Annotated in this window: 14 protein-coding genes; all 14 read left to right on the forward strand. The window is 64.0% G+C overall.

The annotated features are described in order from the left end of the window. Positions 1–73: 73 nt before the first annotated feature. The 14 genes from O3669_RS07985 to O3669_RS08050 all read left to right on the forward strand — a co-directional run bounded on the left by O3669_RS07985 (position 74) and on the right by O3669_RS08050 (position 16287). A complete protein-coding gene (locus O3669_RS07985) occupies positions 74–1654 on the forward strand; it encodes a hypothetical protein (protein ID WP_371524298.1) in 1581 nt (526 codons plus the stop codon). Continuing rightward, complete coding sequence (locus O3669_RS07990) at positions 1651–3186, forward strand: hypothetical protein (RefSeq protein ID WP_371524299.1); 1536 nt, start codon at positions 1651–1653, stop codon at positions 3184–3186. The genes O3669_RS07985 and O3669_RS07990 overlap by 4 nt, the downstream gene beginning before the upstream one ends. A gap of 255 nt (positions 3187–3441) precedes the next feature. After that, positions 3442–5031, forward strand: a complete 1590-nt coding sequence (locus O3669_RS07995; protein ID WP_371524300.1) for a hypothetical protein — start codon at positions 3442–3444, stop codon at positions 5029–5031. Beyond that, complete coding sequence (locus O3669_RS08000; protein ID WP_371524301.1) at positions 5028–6533, forward strand: hypothetical protein; 1506 nt, start codon at positions 5028–5030, stop codon at positions 6531–6533. The genes O3669_RS07995 and O3669_RS08000 overlap by 4 nt, the downstream gene beginning before the upstream one ends. A gap of 156 nt (positions 6534–6689) precedes the next feature. Further along, positions 6690–8267, forward strand: a complete 1578-nt coding sequence (locus O3669_RS08005) for a hypothetical protein (protein WP_371524302.1) — start codon at positions 6690–6692, stop codon at positions 8265–8267. Continuing rightward, positions 8264–9763 carry a hypothetical protein gene (locus tag O3669_RS08010; protein ID WP_371524303.1) on the forward strand — a complete coding sequence of 500 codons (1500 nt, stop codon included), beginning with the start codon at positions 8264–8266 and terminating at the stop codon, positions 9761–9763. Before O3669_RS08005 ends, O3669_RS08010 begins: the two co-directional genes overlap by 4 nt. Positions 9764–10120: 357 nt before the next feature. Next, positions 10121–11122 (forward strand): DUF1266 domain-containing protein, encoded by a 1002-nt coding sequence (locus O3669_RS08015; RefSeq protein ID WP_371524304.1) that lies wholly within the window; start codon positions 10121–10123, stop codon positions 11120–11122. 132 nt (positions 11123–11254) lie between these two features. Next, positions 11255–12280 carry a DUF1266 domain-containing protein gene (locus tag O3669_RS08020; RefSeq protein ID WP_371524305.1) on the forward strand — a complete coding sequence of 342 codons (1026 nt, stop codon included), beginning with the start codon at positions 11255–11257 and terminating at the stop codon, positions 12278–12280. 27 nt (positions 12281–12307) lie between these two features. Next, positions 12308–12577: a transporter gene (locus O3669_RS08025; RefSeq protein WP_371524306.1), complete on the forward strand. Its 270-nt coding sequence runs from the start codon at positions 12308–12310 to the stop codon at positions 12575–12577. 244 nt (positions 12578–12821) lie between these two features. Then, positions 12822–14531, forward strand: coding sequence for an ATP-binding cassette domain-containing protein (locus O3669_RS08030; protein ID WP_371524307.1), 1710 nt, complete (start codon positions 12822–12824; stop codon positions 14529–14531). 262 nt (positions 14532–14793) lie between these two features. Beyond that, positions 14794–15219 (forward strand): YjdF family protein, encoded by a 426-nt coding sequence (locus O3669_RS08035; protein ID WP_371524308.1) that lies wholly within the window; start codon positions 14794–14796, stop codon positions 15217–15219. Between the two features lie 88 nt (positions 15220–15307). Continuing rightward, entirely contained in the window at positions 15308–15640 is a 333-nt protein-coding gene (locus O3669_RS08040; protein ID WP_073983652.1) for a DsrE family protein, read from the forward strand. Between the two features lie 114 nt (positions 15641–15754). Continuing rightward, the gene (locus O3669_RS08045; RefSeq protein ID WP_009053929.1) at positions 15755–16018 is read left to right on the forward strand and encodes a type II toxin-antitoxin system Phd/YefM family antitoxin; all 264 of its coding nucleotides are present in this window, start codon (positions 15755–15757) and stop codon (positions 16016–16018) included. A 2-nt stretch (positions 16019–16020) separates the two neighbouring features. After that, positions 16021–16287: a Txe/YoeB family addiction module toxin gene (locus tag O3669_RS08050; protein ID WP_371524309.1), complete on the forward strand. Its 267-nt coding sequence runs from the start codon at positions 16021–16023 to the stop codon at positions 16285–16287. Positions 16288–16296 lie beyond the last annotated feature (9 nt).

A 16296-nucleotide genomic window follows, 5' to 3' on the forward strand; every position in this document is an offset into this window, starting at 1 on the left:
GCCCCGGCCTCGTCTGGCCTGCGACGCCAGCACAATTACCCGGTTGCTAGCGGATGCGGTTACGATCAGGTCCATGAGATTCCCAGACGAAGACGCCTACAGGTACGCGGGTGGATTGAAGCGCCTCTGGTACAAGATCATCTGCCCCTTCACCTTCGGGGCACGCCTGTGGATGGTGACAACGTCGATCCTGTGCGCCCTCGCGGTCATCCAGTCGGCGAACGGCTCGTGGGGCTACCACGGCAGCGCCCAGGACACCGGATTCCTGTCCTCCAACTACATCAACGGAGTGCGCCTCGCCTGGCAAATCGACGCGGCGGACGCGGGCCTGGACCGCATCGACGACTACATCGCGCGCGACGGCCACCTCTTCATCGTCGGCTACAAGGGAACCCAACGCATCGCCATCGGCTACGACGCCTCCTATTCCACCCCGCGCCAGCTGTGGCGCACCGACATCAACGACGACGAGACAGACGTGCACTGGTGGGACGGCGACCTCCTCGTCGGAAACACGCTGGTGTCCGCAGCGGACGGTCACACAACTACCGGATGGCCTACCTCGGGAGTTCGCTACGGAGTTTCCCCCTACGAACACCCTTCGCACACCGGCTGGTCAAGCGCCCCGATCGGCCCGATCCGCCTCTACTGCCCCGATCTCTCCACCGGACACTGTGAGGCCTGGGATAAGACCGCAACACACGTGTGGGACTTCGACGCATCCAGCGGCTCCTTCCCCGACACCGTGACTCCCGTGGACGGCTGGATCCCCATCGTCCACGCTGATCATCTTTCGAGGTATCAGCTGACCGGATTCAGCAGCACGTTTCTGCGCGGATTTCTGAACCTCTCGACCGGTGAACGCACCGGAATCGATGCCATCAAGGAGGCATGTGGTCCAGCAACGACCGAACTCGATGACGGAACCACGTCGTGCCGTATCACATTCCCCTACATTGGCGCACCGCCCATCATCCGCGCCCAGGACGGTTGGGTGATCAGCAGCGGGTACATGCACGCAGCCACGGTCGCGCCCGACGGATCGGATGCGCAGGTCGTCACTCTTACGCAGGAGGCCGTCGCGCGCATCAACTACCTGAGCACCTATCCACAGACGAAAGCCTCACTACCGACGACCGAACAGATCGTGCACTACGCAGCCACAGGAGACCACTCGTGGGACACAACAATCACGCTCACCGAGGGCTCGGCGATCATCGTGAACGACAGCGTCACGCTGGCTACGTATCAACAATACCTTGACGTTTTATCCTACGACGCGTCGTGGTGGTGGGCTGCGCCCGCGATCAGTCAAGATACTTCTGTCCTGCTCATACCTCATCTCAAGGGTGCTTCGTCCAGCGACCATGACCTGGACTCGTGGCACCCTTCACTCATCAACGTATCGGCTGCGGCGCAGGCGTCGACACTGCCCACAACATCATCCACTTACAGGCTGAGTAACGATGCGGTACATGGCTGGAACAACCTCGGGGTTCGCTCGGCAACTCCACTCTACGACGACCTCATCGTCGCCCGCATATCCCCTGAGACATCACCGTGGTACAAGCGCTTGCTTGGCTTGACTCCTTCCTCCGGCGACCACATCGTCGGCCTGACCCCAGCCCCCGGACCGATGAGGAGCGCCCGATGACTCTCTCCAACACGCTGACCTCCGGGCGCAAGTCCCTCCCGATCCTCCTGCGCTGCCTCGCCATCGCACTGGCCGTCGCCCTCGTTAGCACGCTAGCCGTCAGCGCTTCCTGGCTCATGCACAGGCCGGTCGGGTATTCGGGCAACGCACGTGTCTCCTCCTTCATTTCCCCGGACTTCGCCTCGGGCTTCGACGTCGCGTGGGAGATGACGTCCGCAGAGCTGGGGACAGACGCTCCCATCCAAGAAATCGTGCAGATCGACGGAACAGCCGTCATCTTTGCCTCCACACGTGTATCCTCTGATGATCCACTTTCCGGGACACTCATCGGCATCGATGCGAGCGGACGTACTCCCACGGTCCTGTGGCGTCATGACATCCACAACGGCAACATGAATCTTCTGATCTGGGAGGACTCTATCGTCGCCGGTGACGAAACAATACGCGCCGCTGATGGCGCAGTCACCGCTACCTGGGAGACGCCCTTACCCACGACCATGAGGTTTGGGTACTACGCGAACCCGGCAGTTCCTGCAACACTCGTGGGTAACGTTCAACCCATCAGAGAAGGGTCACGCTTTGTGCAAGTGACGTGGCCTGTCGCGCTCGTCTGTGCACGAACCGACACGAGATACTCATTCGCTGTCCCAACGACGCAATTCACTTGCACGGCGTGGCACAAAGACGGTAGCCAGGCGTGGAGCTACGTCACGGGCGCAGAAGGAGACGAACAACGCGGCCCCATCACTACCCCCGCCGTTAATGGTTACATCCTCGTCGGCCGCCTCAATCAAGAACACAGGCGGTACGACGCCGACGGATTCTTAAACCTCGCTGACGGCACCTACACGCGCGGTGACACACAGGACGGCATCAATGCCACGATGCTATTCCCTGCGAGCGACGGATGGATCTATACCGCCTCATCTGGCCCCTATTGGCAAGATGAAGAGTTTGTCGTCTACAACCCGAACGGGACTGAACGCGAGCGCACTGCGCGCTCGCTCGGTTCCCGAGACTGGTTGAAGATCCTGCACATGACGTGCTGGGATACGACAGGGCACATCATCACCCCCACAGCCGAGCAGGCCCTCGAAACTCTCCGCTCAGAGGAGGTTTCCTGGGCTCCGCTATGCACACAACCACCGACCTATTCTGAAACGGACATCGGTTTCATCAACGGCAGGCCCCTGATGACGACGAACAAGGACGGCTCACCAAAGACGGATAGCTATCCCGATGATTCGATCCTCGCATCGGACGGTTCACTGATCCTGTCTCCATCCTCGACCTGGTCAGCCGACGAGCCGAGGCGGCATGCAACCTACGCGTCACAGCCCCTTTACTCCGCCCCCGAGGGTGTACTTCTGTCGAACCTCACCGAGGTCGGTGCCTACGGAGCCACCCCACTCTACGATGACCTGTTGATAGCGGAACCCAACCACCCCGACAGCTCCTGGCACCGATACCTCGGCACCTACCCCCACTCGGACACGGTGCTCATGGGCATCACGCCAAAGCGGGCGGGCTGAGTTTTCGTCATTGACGAGGCCTGGGCCCCTTGGGTGGCTCTGCTGCCGGTGCGCTCATCTCAGAGGTGGTGCCCTGGGCCCCTGACTGCGCACGTTAACCCTATGGGTGGCAGTGTGGGCAGGGCGCCCACACCGCCACCTCAAGGGCACAGCTGCGCACAAACGGGCGAGCACGACCACCTATCGCGAGCCGTCACGCACGACAACCCACCACACCCGGCCCCGGCCTCGTCGATCACCCGATAGGATCACACCATGAGATTCCCAGACGAAGACGCCTACAGGTACGCGGGTGGATTGAAGCGCCTCTGGTACAAGATCATCTGCCCCTTCACCTTCGGCTCACGCCTGTGGATGGTGACAACGTCGATCCTGTGCGCCCTCGCGGTCATCCAGTCGGCGAACGGACCCAGCGGCTACCACGGCAACGCCCAGGACACCGGCTACCTATCCCCCAACTACATCAACGGAGTGCGCCTCGCCTGGGAAATCGACGCGGCGGACGCGGGCCTGGACCGCATCGACACCTTCCGCGTTAGTGACGAATACATCTATCTGGTCGGGTATAAGGGGGCTCAGCGCAGCGTCGTCGCCTTCGACGCCTCCTATTCCACCCCGCGCGAGCTGTGGCGCACCGACATCAACGACGACGAGGAAGGGGTGAAATGGTGGGGCGATGACCTGCTCGTGGGCAACACCCTGGTGTCGACCGCTGACGGGTCGACGCGCTCGGATTGGCCGACCCCGGGCGTTCGTCTAGTGGGCTCCCCCTATCAGCATCCCTCGGGAGAGGGACCGAGCACGGGGCCGATCGGACCGGTTCGCCTGTACTGCCCCACCCCCTCGTCCGCTCCCTGCCAGGCCTGGGACAAGACCGGGACCCACGTGTGGGACTTCGATGCCTCCACCGGCTCCTTCCCCGACTCCGTCACCCCGCTGGAGGGCTGGGTGCCCCTACGCGCGTGGGAGCCATCGTCGACCGGCCCGGCCATGGGATATACGCTCGACGAGCTTACGGGCTTCCTCAACCTGGAAACCGGAGAGCGTGTCGGCCTGGACGCCATCGAGGAGGCGTGCGGGCCCGCCTCGCTGGACAAGTCCGGCGAGCCCTATTGCCGCATCACCGCGAAATATAAAGAGCAGCACCTCATCCTGCGTGCCTCCGACGGGTGGATCGTCGGCGACGACGTTGGATACATCGCGACCGTCGCCCCCGACGGCTCGAATCCGCAGGTGATGCACCTGGATGCACAAGCCTCGAGACGCCTCATATTCCTGCGGAGATTCCCCGATCAGGGATCCGCGCAGACCCCCACGATCGAAGAGTTCATGCACTTCGCCGCAACTGGCGAGGCGTCGTGGGATTCCTCGATCACCCTGTCACCGAGAGACCACGACACCGCGCTCGTCATCAACGAGCACACAAAGTTCAACACGGGCATGGGGTACTACGGAACTGACCCCGACAACCCCAGTGTGTGGCTGGGTAACCCCGCGCTCAGTAAGGATGCATCCGTCGTGTTGCTCCCCTACGTCAACGTGGCCCCCACCTCCTTTATCCCCAAGTACGAGTGGATCCCAGTTCTCGTCGACGTGAATGCGGCCGCCGATGCCACCAGCAACGCAGCCGATTCAGACAAGTACGCCATCAGTTCCTACGCTGTCCCCGGATGGGAGAACCTCCATATGCTTGCAGCGACGCCCATCTTCGACGACCTGATCGTCGGCTTCTCGTCGCCGGCCCAAGCCCCCTGGTACAAGCGCCTTGCAGGCTTGTCTGCAGCCCCCGGCGAGCGCATCGTCGGCCTGACCCCCACCCACAAAGCGTCAAGGAGCGTCCGATGAACCTCCCCAACAAGCTGACTTCCTTGCGCGAGGCCCTCCCCTCCTTCGTGCGCCGCCTCGCCATCGCACTGGCCGTCGCCCTCGTTAGCGCGCTAGCCGTCGGTGCCTCCTGGCTCATGCACAGGCCCGTCGGATACTCAGGCAACGCTCGGGTTTCCTCGACGCTTTCCCCGGACTTTGCCTCGGGTTTCGACGTCGCCTGGGAGGTGACGGCCTCGGATCTGGGTGTGAGTGGATCGCTGTTGACCTACGTGAAGGTCGACGGCTTTATCGTCGCCGTCTTTGGGGAGAAGGACCAGCCCTCCACGCTCGTGGGGCTCGACCTGAGCGGCAAGAAACCCTCGGTCCTGTGGCGCCGCGAGGTGCCGGACGTCGATTCGCCGATGTTCGCATGGGAGGACTCCGTCGTGGTCGCGGGACAGACGATCCGCGTCGCCGACGGCGAGGTCACGGCCACCTGGGACACACCGATCCCCACGTACATTAGCTCGTACTTCGACGATTTTAATAAGAAGGCCTTCATCAACGTGGGGGGCAACGAGGTCAATCCCGCAGACGGGGACTTCTTACGCGTGACGTCGCCGGTCATTGTTATCTGCTACCCGCGAGACAAGCCTGATGCCGTTCAGAACTTCGACTATCTGTGCCTGGGATGGAACAAGGACGGCACCGAAGCGTGGAGATATAAGGTGAACCTCTCCCCTGACGATCTTCAGGGTCCCGGCCTCCCGTTGCCCGTGACGGCGGTCGACGGCTACGTTCCCGTCTCCCGGAATTTCGGCTACGCGGATCAGCAGGTCGGCGCCTTCCTCCACCTGGCCGACGGAGTCCTCGTCGAGAGCGCGACCTACAATGCGGATGCTCTGGTGCCTGTTGCGGACGGATGGCTGCTGGAGGGAGGGACGGACGATCCCAGGCAGCGCCTCCTCGTCACGCTGGCCCCTGACGGAACCGAGGTCTCGCGTACTCGCCTCGCCGATCCACTCATGCAGCTGTCGGACCTCGACTTTGTGAAGTGCTGGGACGAAGATGGGCGTGTCGCGCGACCGACGAGCGAGCAGGCAGCATCCACTCTCACCTCTGGGGAGTTCCCCTGGGCGTCCGTATGCGTACAGAGGAATCAACACTCCAAAGAGGGTTTCTCCATGTTGAATGGCCATCGTCTGATGGCGACGAATGGAGCGGGCGGGGCTGAGAACGGCACCTATCCGTTGAGCCTAATCGCAGCAACGGACGGCTCTCTGATCCTCTCCCTGCCCCCGAAGGATAAGGACTCGACGGACAAGAACCCGCCGATGAACCTGTATGCCGCCCCCTCGGGGATCCAGCTGGCCTCGCTGGAGGACGTTGGCCTGCACGACGCAGTACCTTTCTACGACGACCTGCTCATCGCATCCCCCACGCGATCGGATTCGTGGCTTACTCGCTTGCGCTCCTTCCTGGGCTTCTACCCCCACCCGGACACGGTCCTCATGGGGATCACGCCGAAGCGGGCGGGCTGACCCCCAGGACGTGCGCTGACCCCCAGGACGTGCGCTGACCGACACCGACCCACGAGGCCGGCACTGAGTCGCAGGACGCGCACCGATCCACGAGGCCGAGGCCGGGACCCACGCAACCCGGCCCCGGCCTCGTCGAACACCCGATAGGATCACACCATGAGATTCCCAGACGAAGACGACTACAGGTGGGCAGGGTCGCTCAAACGCCTCTGGTACATGATCATCTGCCCCTTTACCTACGGCGAACGCCTGTGGATAGTCACCACATCGATCCTGTGCGCGCTCGCGGTCATCCAGTCAGCGAACGGACCCAGCGGCTACCACGGCAACGCCCAGGACACCGGCTACCTATCCCCCAACTACATCAACGGCGTGCGCCTCGCCTGGGAAATCGACACGGCGGACGCGGGCCTGGACCGCATCGACGACTACGTCGCACGCGACGGCCACCTCTTCATCGTCGGCTACAAGGGAACCCAACGCGTCGCCGTCGGCTACGACGCCACGCACTCCACCCCACGCCAACTCTGGCGCACCCCCGTCGACGACGAACCCGGCGTTCACTGGTGGGACGGGGACCTCCTCGTCGGCAATACCCTCATCTCACCAACCGACGGAACAACGACAACCGGATGGCCATCTCCGGGGATCCGTGTTGCCGACTCCCCCTACGAGCACCCGTCTATGCGCGGCAGGAGCACGGAAGCCATCGGCCCAGTCCGCCTGTATTGCACGAGCCCCGCGACGGTCCCCTGCCAGGCCTGGGATAAGAACGCCACCCACGTGTGGGACTTCGACGCCTCCACCGGCTCCTTCCCGGAGTCCGTAACCCCCGTCGACGGGTGGGTGCCTCTGCGTACGTGGATGGATGAGCACGCGGGACCCGCAATGGGCGAGTCGCTCGGTGACCTCACGGGATTCCTGAACGTGAACACCGGCGAGCGCGTCGGCCTGGAGGCCTTAAACGAGGCCTGTGCCTCCTACGGGCTCAACATCGACGGAAGCTGCCGAGTCGCCAACTCGTACACGCTGCGTGAACGCCTCGTACGCGCCGCCGATGGATGGGTCATCGGAGGCGACTATGGACTTGTCGCATCTATGGGCCCCGACGGCTCCAATCCTCAGGTCATGGTCATGACCGAACCGTCATCGGATCGCCTGGCGAACCTGCGCACGCTACCTGCCACGAACACCGACACCGCGCCCACGATCGAGGATTTGATGCGCTACGCAGCCACAGGCGAAGCCTCCTGGGAAAGCTCACTGGCCGTTGAGCCGAGGAAAAGGGTGGTCAACCTGGTCATCAACGATGAGACGAGCGTGCCCACGGGTCAGCTAATCTTCAGCGATGGTCTCAAAAACCCGAGCGCACTGCTGAGTACCGCCACCGTGAGCAAGGATTCCTCGCTCATTTTTGTGCCCTACGTCGAGTTAGATTCCCCTCCCGGTTCATCCGACGTGTGGGGTCCAGCTCTCGTTAACGTGGGGGCGGCTATCGATGCTGGCTCCCGGCCCTCAACTCGACTGTCAGACACATTATTGGGAGTCTCCACCGTCCACGGTTGGCGCAGCTATGGCCTGCTTGAAGCCTCTCCTGTTTTCGACGATCTCATCGTCGGACTCGCTTCACCATCATCTCCCTGGTACAAGCGCCTAGCCGCCCTGTCTCCTGCTCCCGGCGAGCGCATCGTCGGCCTGACCCCTGTACCGGACCCGATGAGGAGTATGCGATGACGCTAGCTGACACACCGGCTTCCCGACTCAGGTCCTTCCCTTCCTTCGTGCGCCGCCTCGCCATCGCTCTTGTCGTGGCGCTCGTCACTGCGGCGGCGATCTGCGTGTGCCACCTCACCCACCGACCCGTCGGCTACTCGGGCAACGCACGCATCTCCTCGTTCATCTCCCCCGACTTCGCCTCGGGTTTCGACGTCGCCTGGGAGATGACGGCCTCGGAACTGGGAGTGAGCGGACAGTTGTACTCTCACGCGAAGGTCGACAACACTCTGGTCGCGATCTTCAAGGACAAGGACCAACCCCCCACGCTCGTGGCCATCGACCTGCGCGGCACGCAGCCCTCGGTCCTGTGGCGCCGCGAGCTGGCCGAATCGAGTGCGCCGATCCTGACGTGGGACGACTCGATCGTCGTCGACGGACAGACGATCCGAGTCTCTGACGGCCAGGTCACGGCCACGTGGGAATTCCCGATCCCTGACTCCGTTGTCTCCGGCATCTCCGACAAAGGACTGCCCCTCCTCGACGTGGGACAGGACCTGGACAGAAGCGAGAAGATGAGTTTCGTGGCGGTGCAGTGGCCCGTGGCCGTCATGTGCCACGCGGGGGACATGACCAAAATGTTCCAGGATTACGATTACATGTGCCTGGGGTACAACAAGGACGGCACCGAGGCATGGCGATACGCCGCCGACGTCCGTGGCTTCGAACCCGAGAAGCCGGGCGTCCCCATGAACGTCCCCATGGTCAACGGATACGTCCCGGCCAAGCAAAACACCTTAGTTCCCGGGACTGACGTGAACCGTTTCCTCAATCTCCTGGACGGTAGTGTCACGGAACCCGTGTCCGCCGACTTCACCACCTTGACCCCGGTGACCGACGGCTGGGCGTTCAGCGGGACGATGGCCGATGACTCCGAGGCACCCGCCCTCGTGACAATCACCGCGAACGGCACTGAGGTCTCGCGCATCCCTCTGACAGACAACGCCATACGCATGAAGGGCCCCGACACCGTTAGGTGTTGGGACGAAATCGGCCAGACCATAACCCCGACGAGCGAGCAACTGGCGACAACCCTCATCTCGGGCGAGGTCACCTGGGCACACCTGTGCACGCATACGGGCGACAATGCCCTCCCCTCACGCATCACCGCCATCAATGGCAGGAGTCTGCACGTCACGAACAAGGCGGGAGGGGTCGATCGGGTCTCCTTCCCGAAGACAGCGGCCATCTCGACGGATGGATCCCTGATTCTCTCCACACCCCCGACACACGACGATCGGGAGGAACCCGCTCCTCCAGAGACCCTCTACGCCGTCCCCTCGGGCATTCCCCTGACATCGCTCGACGAGATCGGCGTGTCCGACGCATCCGTCTTCTACGATGACCTGCTTATCGCGACCCCCGTCCCCGAGCGCAGCATTTTCCTGCGTTACCTCGGCACCTACCCCCACCCGGACACGGTGCTCATGGGGATCACGCCGAAGCGGGCGGGCTGAGTTGTCGTCATTGACGAGGCCTGGGTCCCTTGGGTGGCTCTGCTGCCGGTGCGTTCATCTCAGGGGTGGCGCCCTGGGCCCTTGACTGCGCACGTTAACCCTATGGGTGGCGGTGTGGGCAGGGCGCCCACACTGCCACCTCAAGGGCCCAGCTGCGCACAAACGGGCGGGCACAACCACCTGTCGCGACCCCTCACGCGCGACAACCCACCATGCGGGCCAGTAGGTAGGCGTTTGCGGCGGTCGCGACCCCTCACGCGCAACGACCCACCACACCCGGCCCCGGCCTCGTCGCGCGGGCTCCAAACCCACGCCGCCGCTTGTGTGACGCACGGATCATCGGGCACAATCGTGACCATGTTAGAAAGCATCCTGTCCGCGATACCCCCGCCCGTCGCCTTCGCGATCCTCCTGGTTCTCCTGTGCCTGCCCTACGTCCTCATCACGAGCGCCATCGAGCGCGCCAAGGGCCTGCCCGTTCCGAAAGACGTGCAAGAAGCCGGCACAACCAAGGAGTGGAGGAAGCTCAACAAGCACCACGAGCTGACGATCAAGGGCTCGCGCAAGGCCCTGGCCACCGACGTCCGCGCGAGGCTCCTCGCCCCAGCGATGCCCTACGCCCTGTGCCAGGGCAACCCGGTCAACACCTTCACGCTGACGGACCCCACCTCCATGAAGCAGATGCTGCAGCGCGACTGGTGGCTCTCCGACCGCAACGGCCTGCTCACCCAGCTGTATTCCCTGCTCAAGGGCGGGCACAGAGAGGACTTCGAGAACCTGCGCAGGCAGTGCGCCCACCCCACCTGGGTATCGTCGACGCTCGCGCGCCTCGACAAGAAGGCCGACGAGGACACCTACGCGTGGGAGAAGCGCTGGCGCATCCACCGCCTGCTCAATAACGACCGACGCGTCCAGAGCGTCGACTTCGCCGCGTGGGACTTCATTCGTGCGGCCATGCTCACGCGCATCGGTGCCGGCCTGGGCTGGATCGGCGAAGAGGAAGCCTGCGACACCCTCGCGGTCATCAACCACGCGCTGCAACTGAGCTACTCCTCGTGGGACGAGGCCTGGGATGCCTTCCGCACAACCCGCTGGTTCTGGGCGGCCGAAGGACAGGCGCAGGAGGCCACCAACGACCTGCACGACCGCCACCGAGGCGAGATCCTCATCGGAAAGAATGGCCTGTGGACATCGATCCCCTGGAACGCCCCCTACCCCGCGCCCCGTTTCCTCATCCTCGACGCGCTCGCGCCCACGAAGCAGTTGAGCACGCTGTCGCGCCAGAAGCGTGAGCGCTCCTCGCGCTGGGAGCAAGAGCTCGACGACCAGACGACGCTGCGGATCGTCCCTCGACGCTGACGCACCTGCGGCCCCGGCCGAGCTCCACCACCCGGAAACCGGTCGGGGTCCGCGCGCTCAGCCCTGGCCTCGTCCCCACCCCACCCGCCTTGAGGTTGTGTGGGCGGCGTTTCATCGGGCACAATCGTGACCGTGATTGCGAATTTTGTGTCCGACATTCCCTTCCCCGTATGGTTCGCCATCGGGTGCGTCATCGTGTTTTTGCTGAATTACTACGTCAAGCAGGCGATCGCCCGCTCGAAAGGCGCCGTTCCCGCGCCGCGCGATGTGCGCAAGGCCGGCAAGGAAAAGGACTGGAACAAGCTCAACGAGCATCACACACCGAAGCTACGAGGCTCGCGCAAGGCCCTGGCGACCGACGCCCGCGCGCGGCTGCTCGCCCCGTCCTTCCCCTACGCCCTGTGCCACGGCAACCCGGTCGACGCGCTCGCAGTCACCGAGCCCGGCTCGACCAAGGACATGCTCGCGCGCGACTGGGGCATCACGAGCCGATCCGACCTGCTCCACCAACTCTATTGGCTCCTCCGGGAGGGACACCGCAAGGACTTCGGGCGCACGCGCGAGCAGTGCAACAATCCATCGTGGGTGAAAAACCGCCTGGCGCGCCTCGACGAGATTGCCGACAAGCAGACGGACGCGTGGGAGGAACGCTGGCGTATCCACCGCTTCCTCAATAACGACCGCAGCATCAACGACGTGGACTTTGGCGCGTGGGACTTCATCCGCGCGGCCATGCTGACGCGCTCCGGCGCGGCCCTCGGGTACCTGACGGACGAGGAGGCCTGGGACACCCTCGCTCTCATCAACCGCGCGCTGCAACTGAGCTACTCTTCATGGAACGAGGCCTGGGATGCCTTCCGCCTCACCCGCTGGCTGTGGGCCGCCGAAGGTGTGGAGCAGGAGGCAGAGAACGACCTGCACGAGCGTAACCGCGGGGAGTTCCTGATCGGCGCCAACGGCCTGTGGACAGCGATCCCGTGGGGCGCTCCTTCCGTCGCCCCTCGCTTCCTCCTGCTCGACGCGCTCGCGACCGAGGGCGACCTGCACCTGCTGTCGTACGCGAGGTGGCAGGACGCCTCGGCGTGGGAGCGTGAGCTCGACATGCAGGCCCGCACCCGCGCACCCCTGTCCATCGGCGGCAAGCCAATCGTCCAGTAGCAACACGCACCCTTGTAGGAGGCCGTAATGTCCGACCAGAACAAGCCTGTCTACAACGACGGCCACAAGCCCGGTGGGAACACCGGTTCTGTCCACGGCGAGGTCCCGCTCATCCGCAAGAAGGAAGACCTGACGCCCGAGCAGTACAAGCGCCAGCGCAACAACCTGATCTTCTCGGGCTTTCTTATCGTTGTCTTACTCGTGCTCACCTACTTCATCCTCTCCCTGAAGGACTCTCTGCTGGGTGGCGCCGCGTTCCTCGCCCCGGCCTCGGCGGTGTTCCCGCTGCTGTTCTGAGGATCTCTCAGTAGTCGCCGTTCCTCCCCCGCGAGCCCCAACGAGGGATCGCGGGGGAGAATTTTGTCCGGGTGTCCTCCCGCATTCATGTCGTCCGTCGGCAAGCCGTTAGTCTTGTGAGACATCCCCGGGAAGACGCCCCCATTTCCGTGCAGAACTGCCGCACCTGCGCGCCTTTGCCGGTATAATGTCCCCATGGACTCCTGACATAATGCCTCCCTGCCCCTCCTCCCCAAGGTGCATTATGTCCACGATTGTCTTTTCCCACGTCTTCTTTTCCTACGGCACGCTGCCCGTCCTCACTAACGTCTCCTTCACGTGTGGGCCCGCCGACCGCCTCGTCGTCGTCGGCCCGAACGGGATCGGCAAGTCAACGCTGCTGGCCCTCGCGGCGGGCCGACTCCAGCCGGACTCCGGAACGATCTCCGGCCCGGCACTCTCTGCGACCCAGCTAGTTCCCCCAATTCATCGGCCCGCGGCCACACGGTCAGCACCGGGAGTCCCTCTGGCGTCTCACCCTCCACTCGCGGGGGACAGGGAGTCCCGCACCGTCGCAGACCTCATCGATGCCGCCACGTCGTACACCCGAGAGCTGGCGGCGCGCTTCGACTTCCTCACCGAGCACCTCGCCCGGGACCCCTCTCCGCGCGACGAAGCGGAATACGACCGCGTCCTAGCGGCGATGATCACGCGGGACGCGTGGACCATCGACACGCGCCTCGAACAGACCCTTGAGGCTCTCGACCTAAGAGGCCTCGACCGCTCCCGCCCCCTCGCCACCCTCTCCCCGGGGCAGCGTGCCCGCCTGCGCCTGGCCCTCACCCTCATCGATCGACCGGAGGCCCTCGTCCTGGACGAGCCGACGAACCACCTGGACACTGACGGGCGCGAGCACCTGGCACACACAATCGACGACTGGCAGGGGCCGGTGCTCATGACCAGCCACGACCGGGCATTCATTGAGCGCACGGCGACGGCGCTGCTCGACCTGGATCCGACACCGTGGCGTGCGGTGGCAATCTCCAAGGGAGAGCCCGCGGACTTCGGGGCGTACAGGGTAGGAGGATCCTACTCGGACTACCTGCGCAACAAGGCCGCCGCACGCTCGCGGCACACCGCGATCCATGCGGATCAGCAGGCCGAGAAACGCCGACTCATATCTCACCAGCGGGATTCAACGGTGGTGGGGCATGCGCGCTTCAAACCCCGCACCGAGACGAGGATGGCGCAGAAGTACTACGCCGACCGCGCCCAAACTGTGTCGACGAGGCGCATCAACGACGATTCCCGGAGGCTGTCGGTTCTCGCGGCACACGAAGTCCCCAAGCCCCGCTATGACCAGGGCGGGTTCTCTTTCCCTCGCGCCATGAGGACCACCACGGGCGGGACGTCACCGCACCCACACGCAATGGGTATCGCCCTGGCCGTCCGCGGCGCGTCGGTGGAGGGACGCCTCGCGCCGACCTCCTTCGAGGTGCGCTACGGCGAGCACCTCCTCGTCGCGGGGCCCAACGGGTCGGGCAAGACCACCCTGCTGGAGTGGATCGCACGCGGGGCGCCCAGCGGGGCGCAAGGATGCATCGACGCCACCTCCGGGGTCGTACTCGTGCCCCAGGTGCTCCCGCGGCCCGGCGACCCCCTCATCCCCGAGAATGCGTGGCACCTGGGCATCGGAGAGGCCGGGAAGGGATTCGTTCCCCCAGCGGCGTGGAACCGGCCGCTCGGTGAGCTCTCCGCGGGAAACCAACGCAGGGCACAGCTGGCGTTCGCGGCGCGGGCCGACGCTCAGATCCTCGTGATCGACGAGCCCACGAACTACCTGGACCTGAACGCCCTGGAGTCCCTCGAAGAGACAATGCGCGAGTGGGAGGGAACCCTGGTTATCTCAACGCACGACGAGTGGCTGATCACCCGCTGGTGGGGCCGCCTCCATCGGCTCGACGAGAGACGATAGCGCTGAGGGCAGCCCCCGCTTCGCGCGCGAGGCCCGTCGGAGCATCCGGCAGAGCGTCGAGTGCGCGCAGGGCCTTGGCCATCGGCGGCAATCCGATCATCCAGTAGCAACACCCTGGAACACGGGACGTATAATGAGTCGTCAGTCCTGATACGCGAACCGCACAGTCCAGTAGGAAGTCTGGGCGATGCCTCGCATCCGTCGCTGCCCCGAGCAGAATCCAGCGTCATCGGGTCCACCTTGGTGTACCTGGAGACGAGTAATGAAGACGGAGTCCACACTATATTTCGATGGTCAGTTCTGGGTCGGTGTCATTGAGCGCCACGAGACCGACCGTGTTCGCGCCGTTAGAATCGTGTTCGGCGCGCAGCCCTCAGACGCGGAGTTCTACGAGTTCCTTCTCGCTCACGCTAACACTCTCCTGTGCCGCCTCGACGAGGCCGCTTGGACGCCCGATATGGCCCAACGCCAGACGACACACCACAACCCTAAGCGCACACAGCGCCAAGCGTCTCGCCTCGCTCGCCGCGCGCTTCCTTCCACTGCGTCACAGGCAGCGATTCAAGCGGAACGCGAACGCGCGGCACAAGAACGAGCTTCCACGACCAGGCAAGAGAAACGAAAGAAAGCTGAAGAGAAACGACGGCTCGCCCGCCTGAAAGCGAAAGCTCGCCACCGCGGCCACTAGCGGCCGTCCCATCGCCGCGTGATACCCTTCCCCTGTACCCCGACGGGGACTCCACTCGCGCCACGTCATTCCCACTGAAGAGAGCACTATGAGCTACGACTATATCCTCCACGTTTCAGATGTCGCCCGCTGGCCCGCGGCGCTGTCGAACCTCGGCAATCTCACACAACTCGGCTTGGCTCACGGGATCACCGTCATCGTGAACGGCACTGGGGTCTACGCGCTCCAGGGCGCGAACGACTGGACTGCTCAGATGGAGGCGGCGGCCGACGCTGGCGTGGACTTCTTCGCCTGTTCCAGGTCACTGGCCAACCACGAGTTCGTCGAGGGCACGCTGCCCGAGTGGCTGGGTCAAGTGCCCGCCGCCATCCCCGCAATCCGCGAGTGGACGAAGGACGGGGCCACGTACATCAAGCCGTGACAGGCAGCGGCCATCGCACGGAGTCACTGTCCCCCGCGCATCGCCATCCGGCTGGAGACACACACTCTCATCTCCTGTACAATGTTCTGTACATAGGCGAGCAGAGGAGCACCCATGAAGATCATGACCTACACCGAGTCGCGCGCACGCTACGCCGAGGTCCTCGACCAGGTCGTCAACGACCGCGAGGAAATCGTCATCACCCGACAGGGGCACGAGAGCGTCGTCATCATGGCGCTCGACGAGTACGAGTCCCTCATGGAGACCGTCTACCTCATGCAGTCCCCCGCGAACGCCCGCCACCTGCGCGAATCGATCGCGCGTCACCGCGCAGGTGAGGGCGTCGTCCACGACCTCATTGAGCTCGACGAGGACTGACCATGCACATCACGTGGGACGAGGAAGCCTGGAACGACTACGTCTGGTGGCAGTTCGAGGATCGCAAGACCCTCAAGCGCATCAACGCCCTCATCAAGGACATTCAGCGCAACGGGAACGATGGGATCGGCAAGCCTGAACCCCTCCGCTACGAGTTCTCGGGGTACTGGTCGCGCCGGATCGACTCACGGCACCGCCTGATCTACCAGATCAGCGACGACGGCAAAGCCCTCTGGATCATCTCCTGCCGCTTCCACTACGGCCAGTAGCAACCTACG

The sequence above is a fragment of the Pauljensenia sp. 20925_1_34 genome, assembly GCF_041432775.1.
Taxonomy (GTDB): Bacteria; Actinomycetota; Actinomycetes; order Actinomycetales; family Actinomycetaceae; genus Pauljensenia.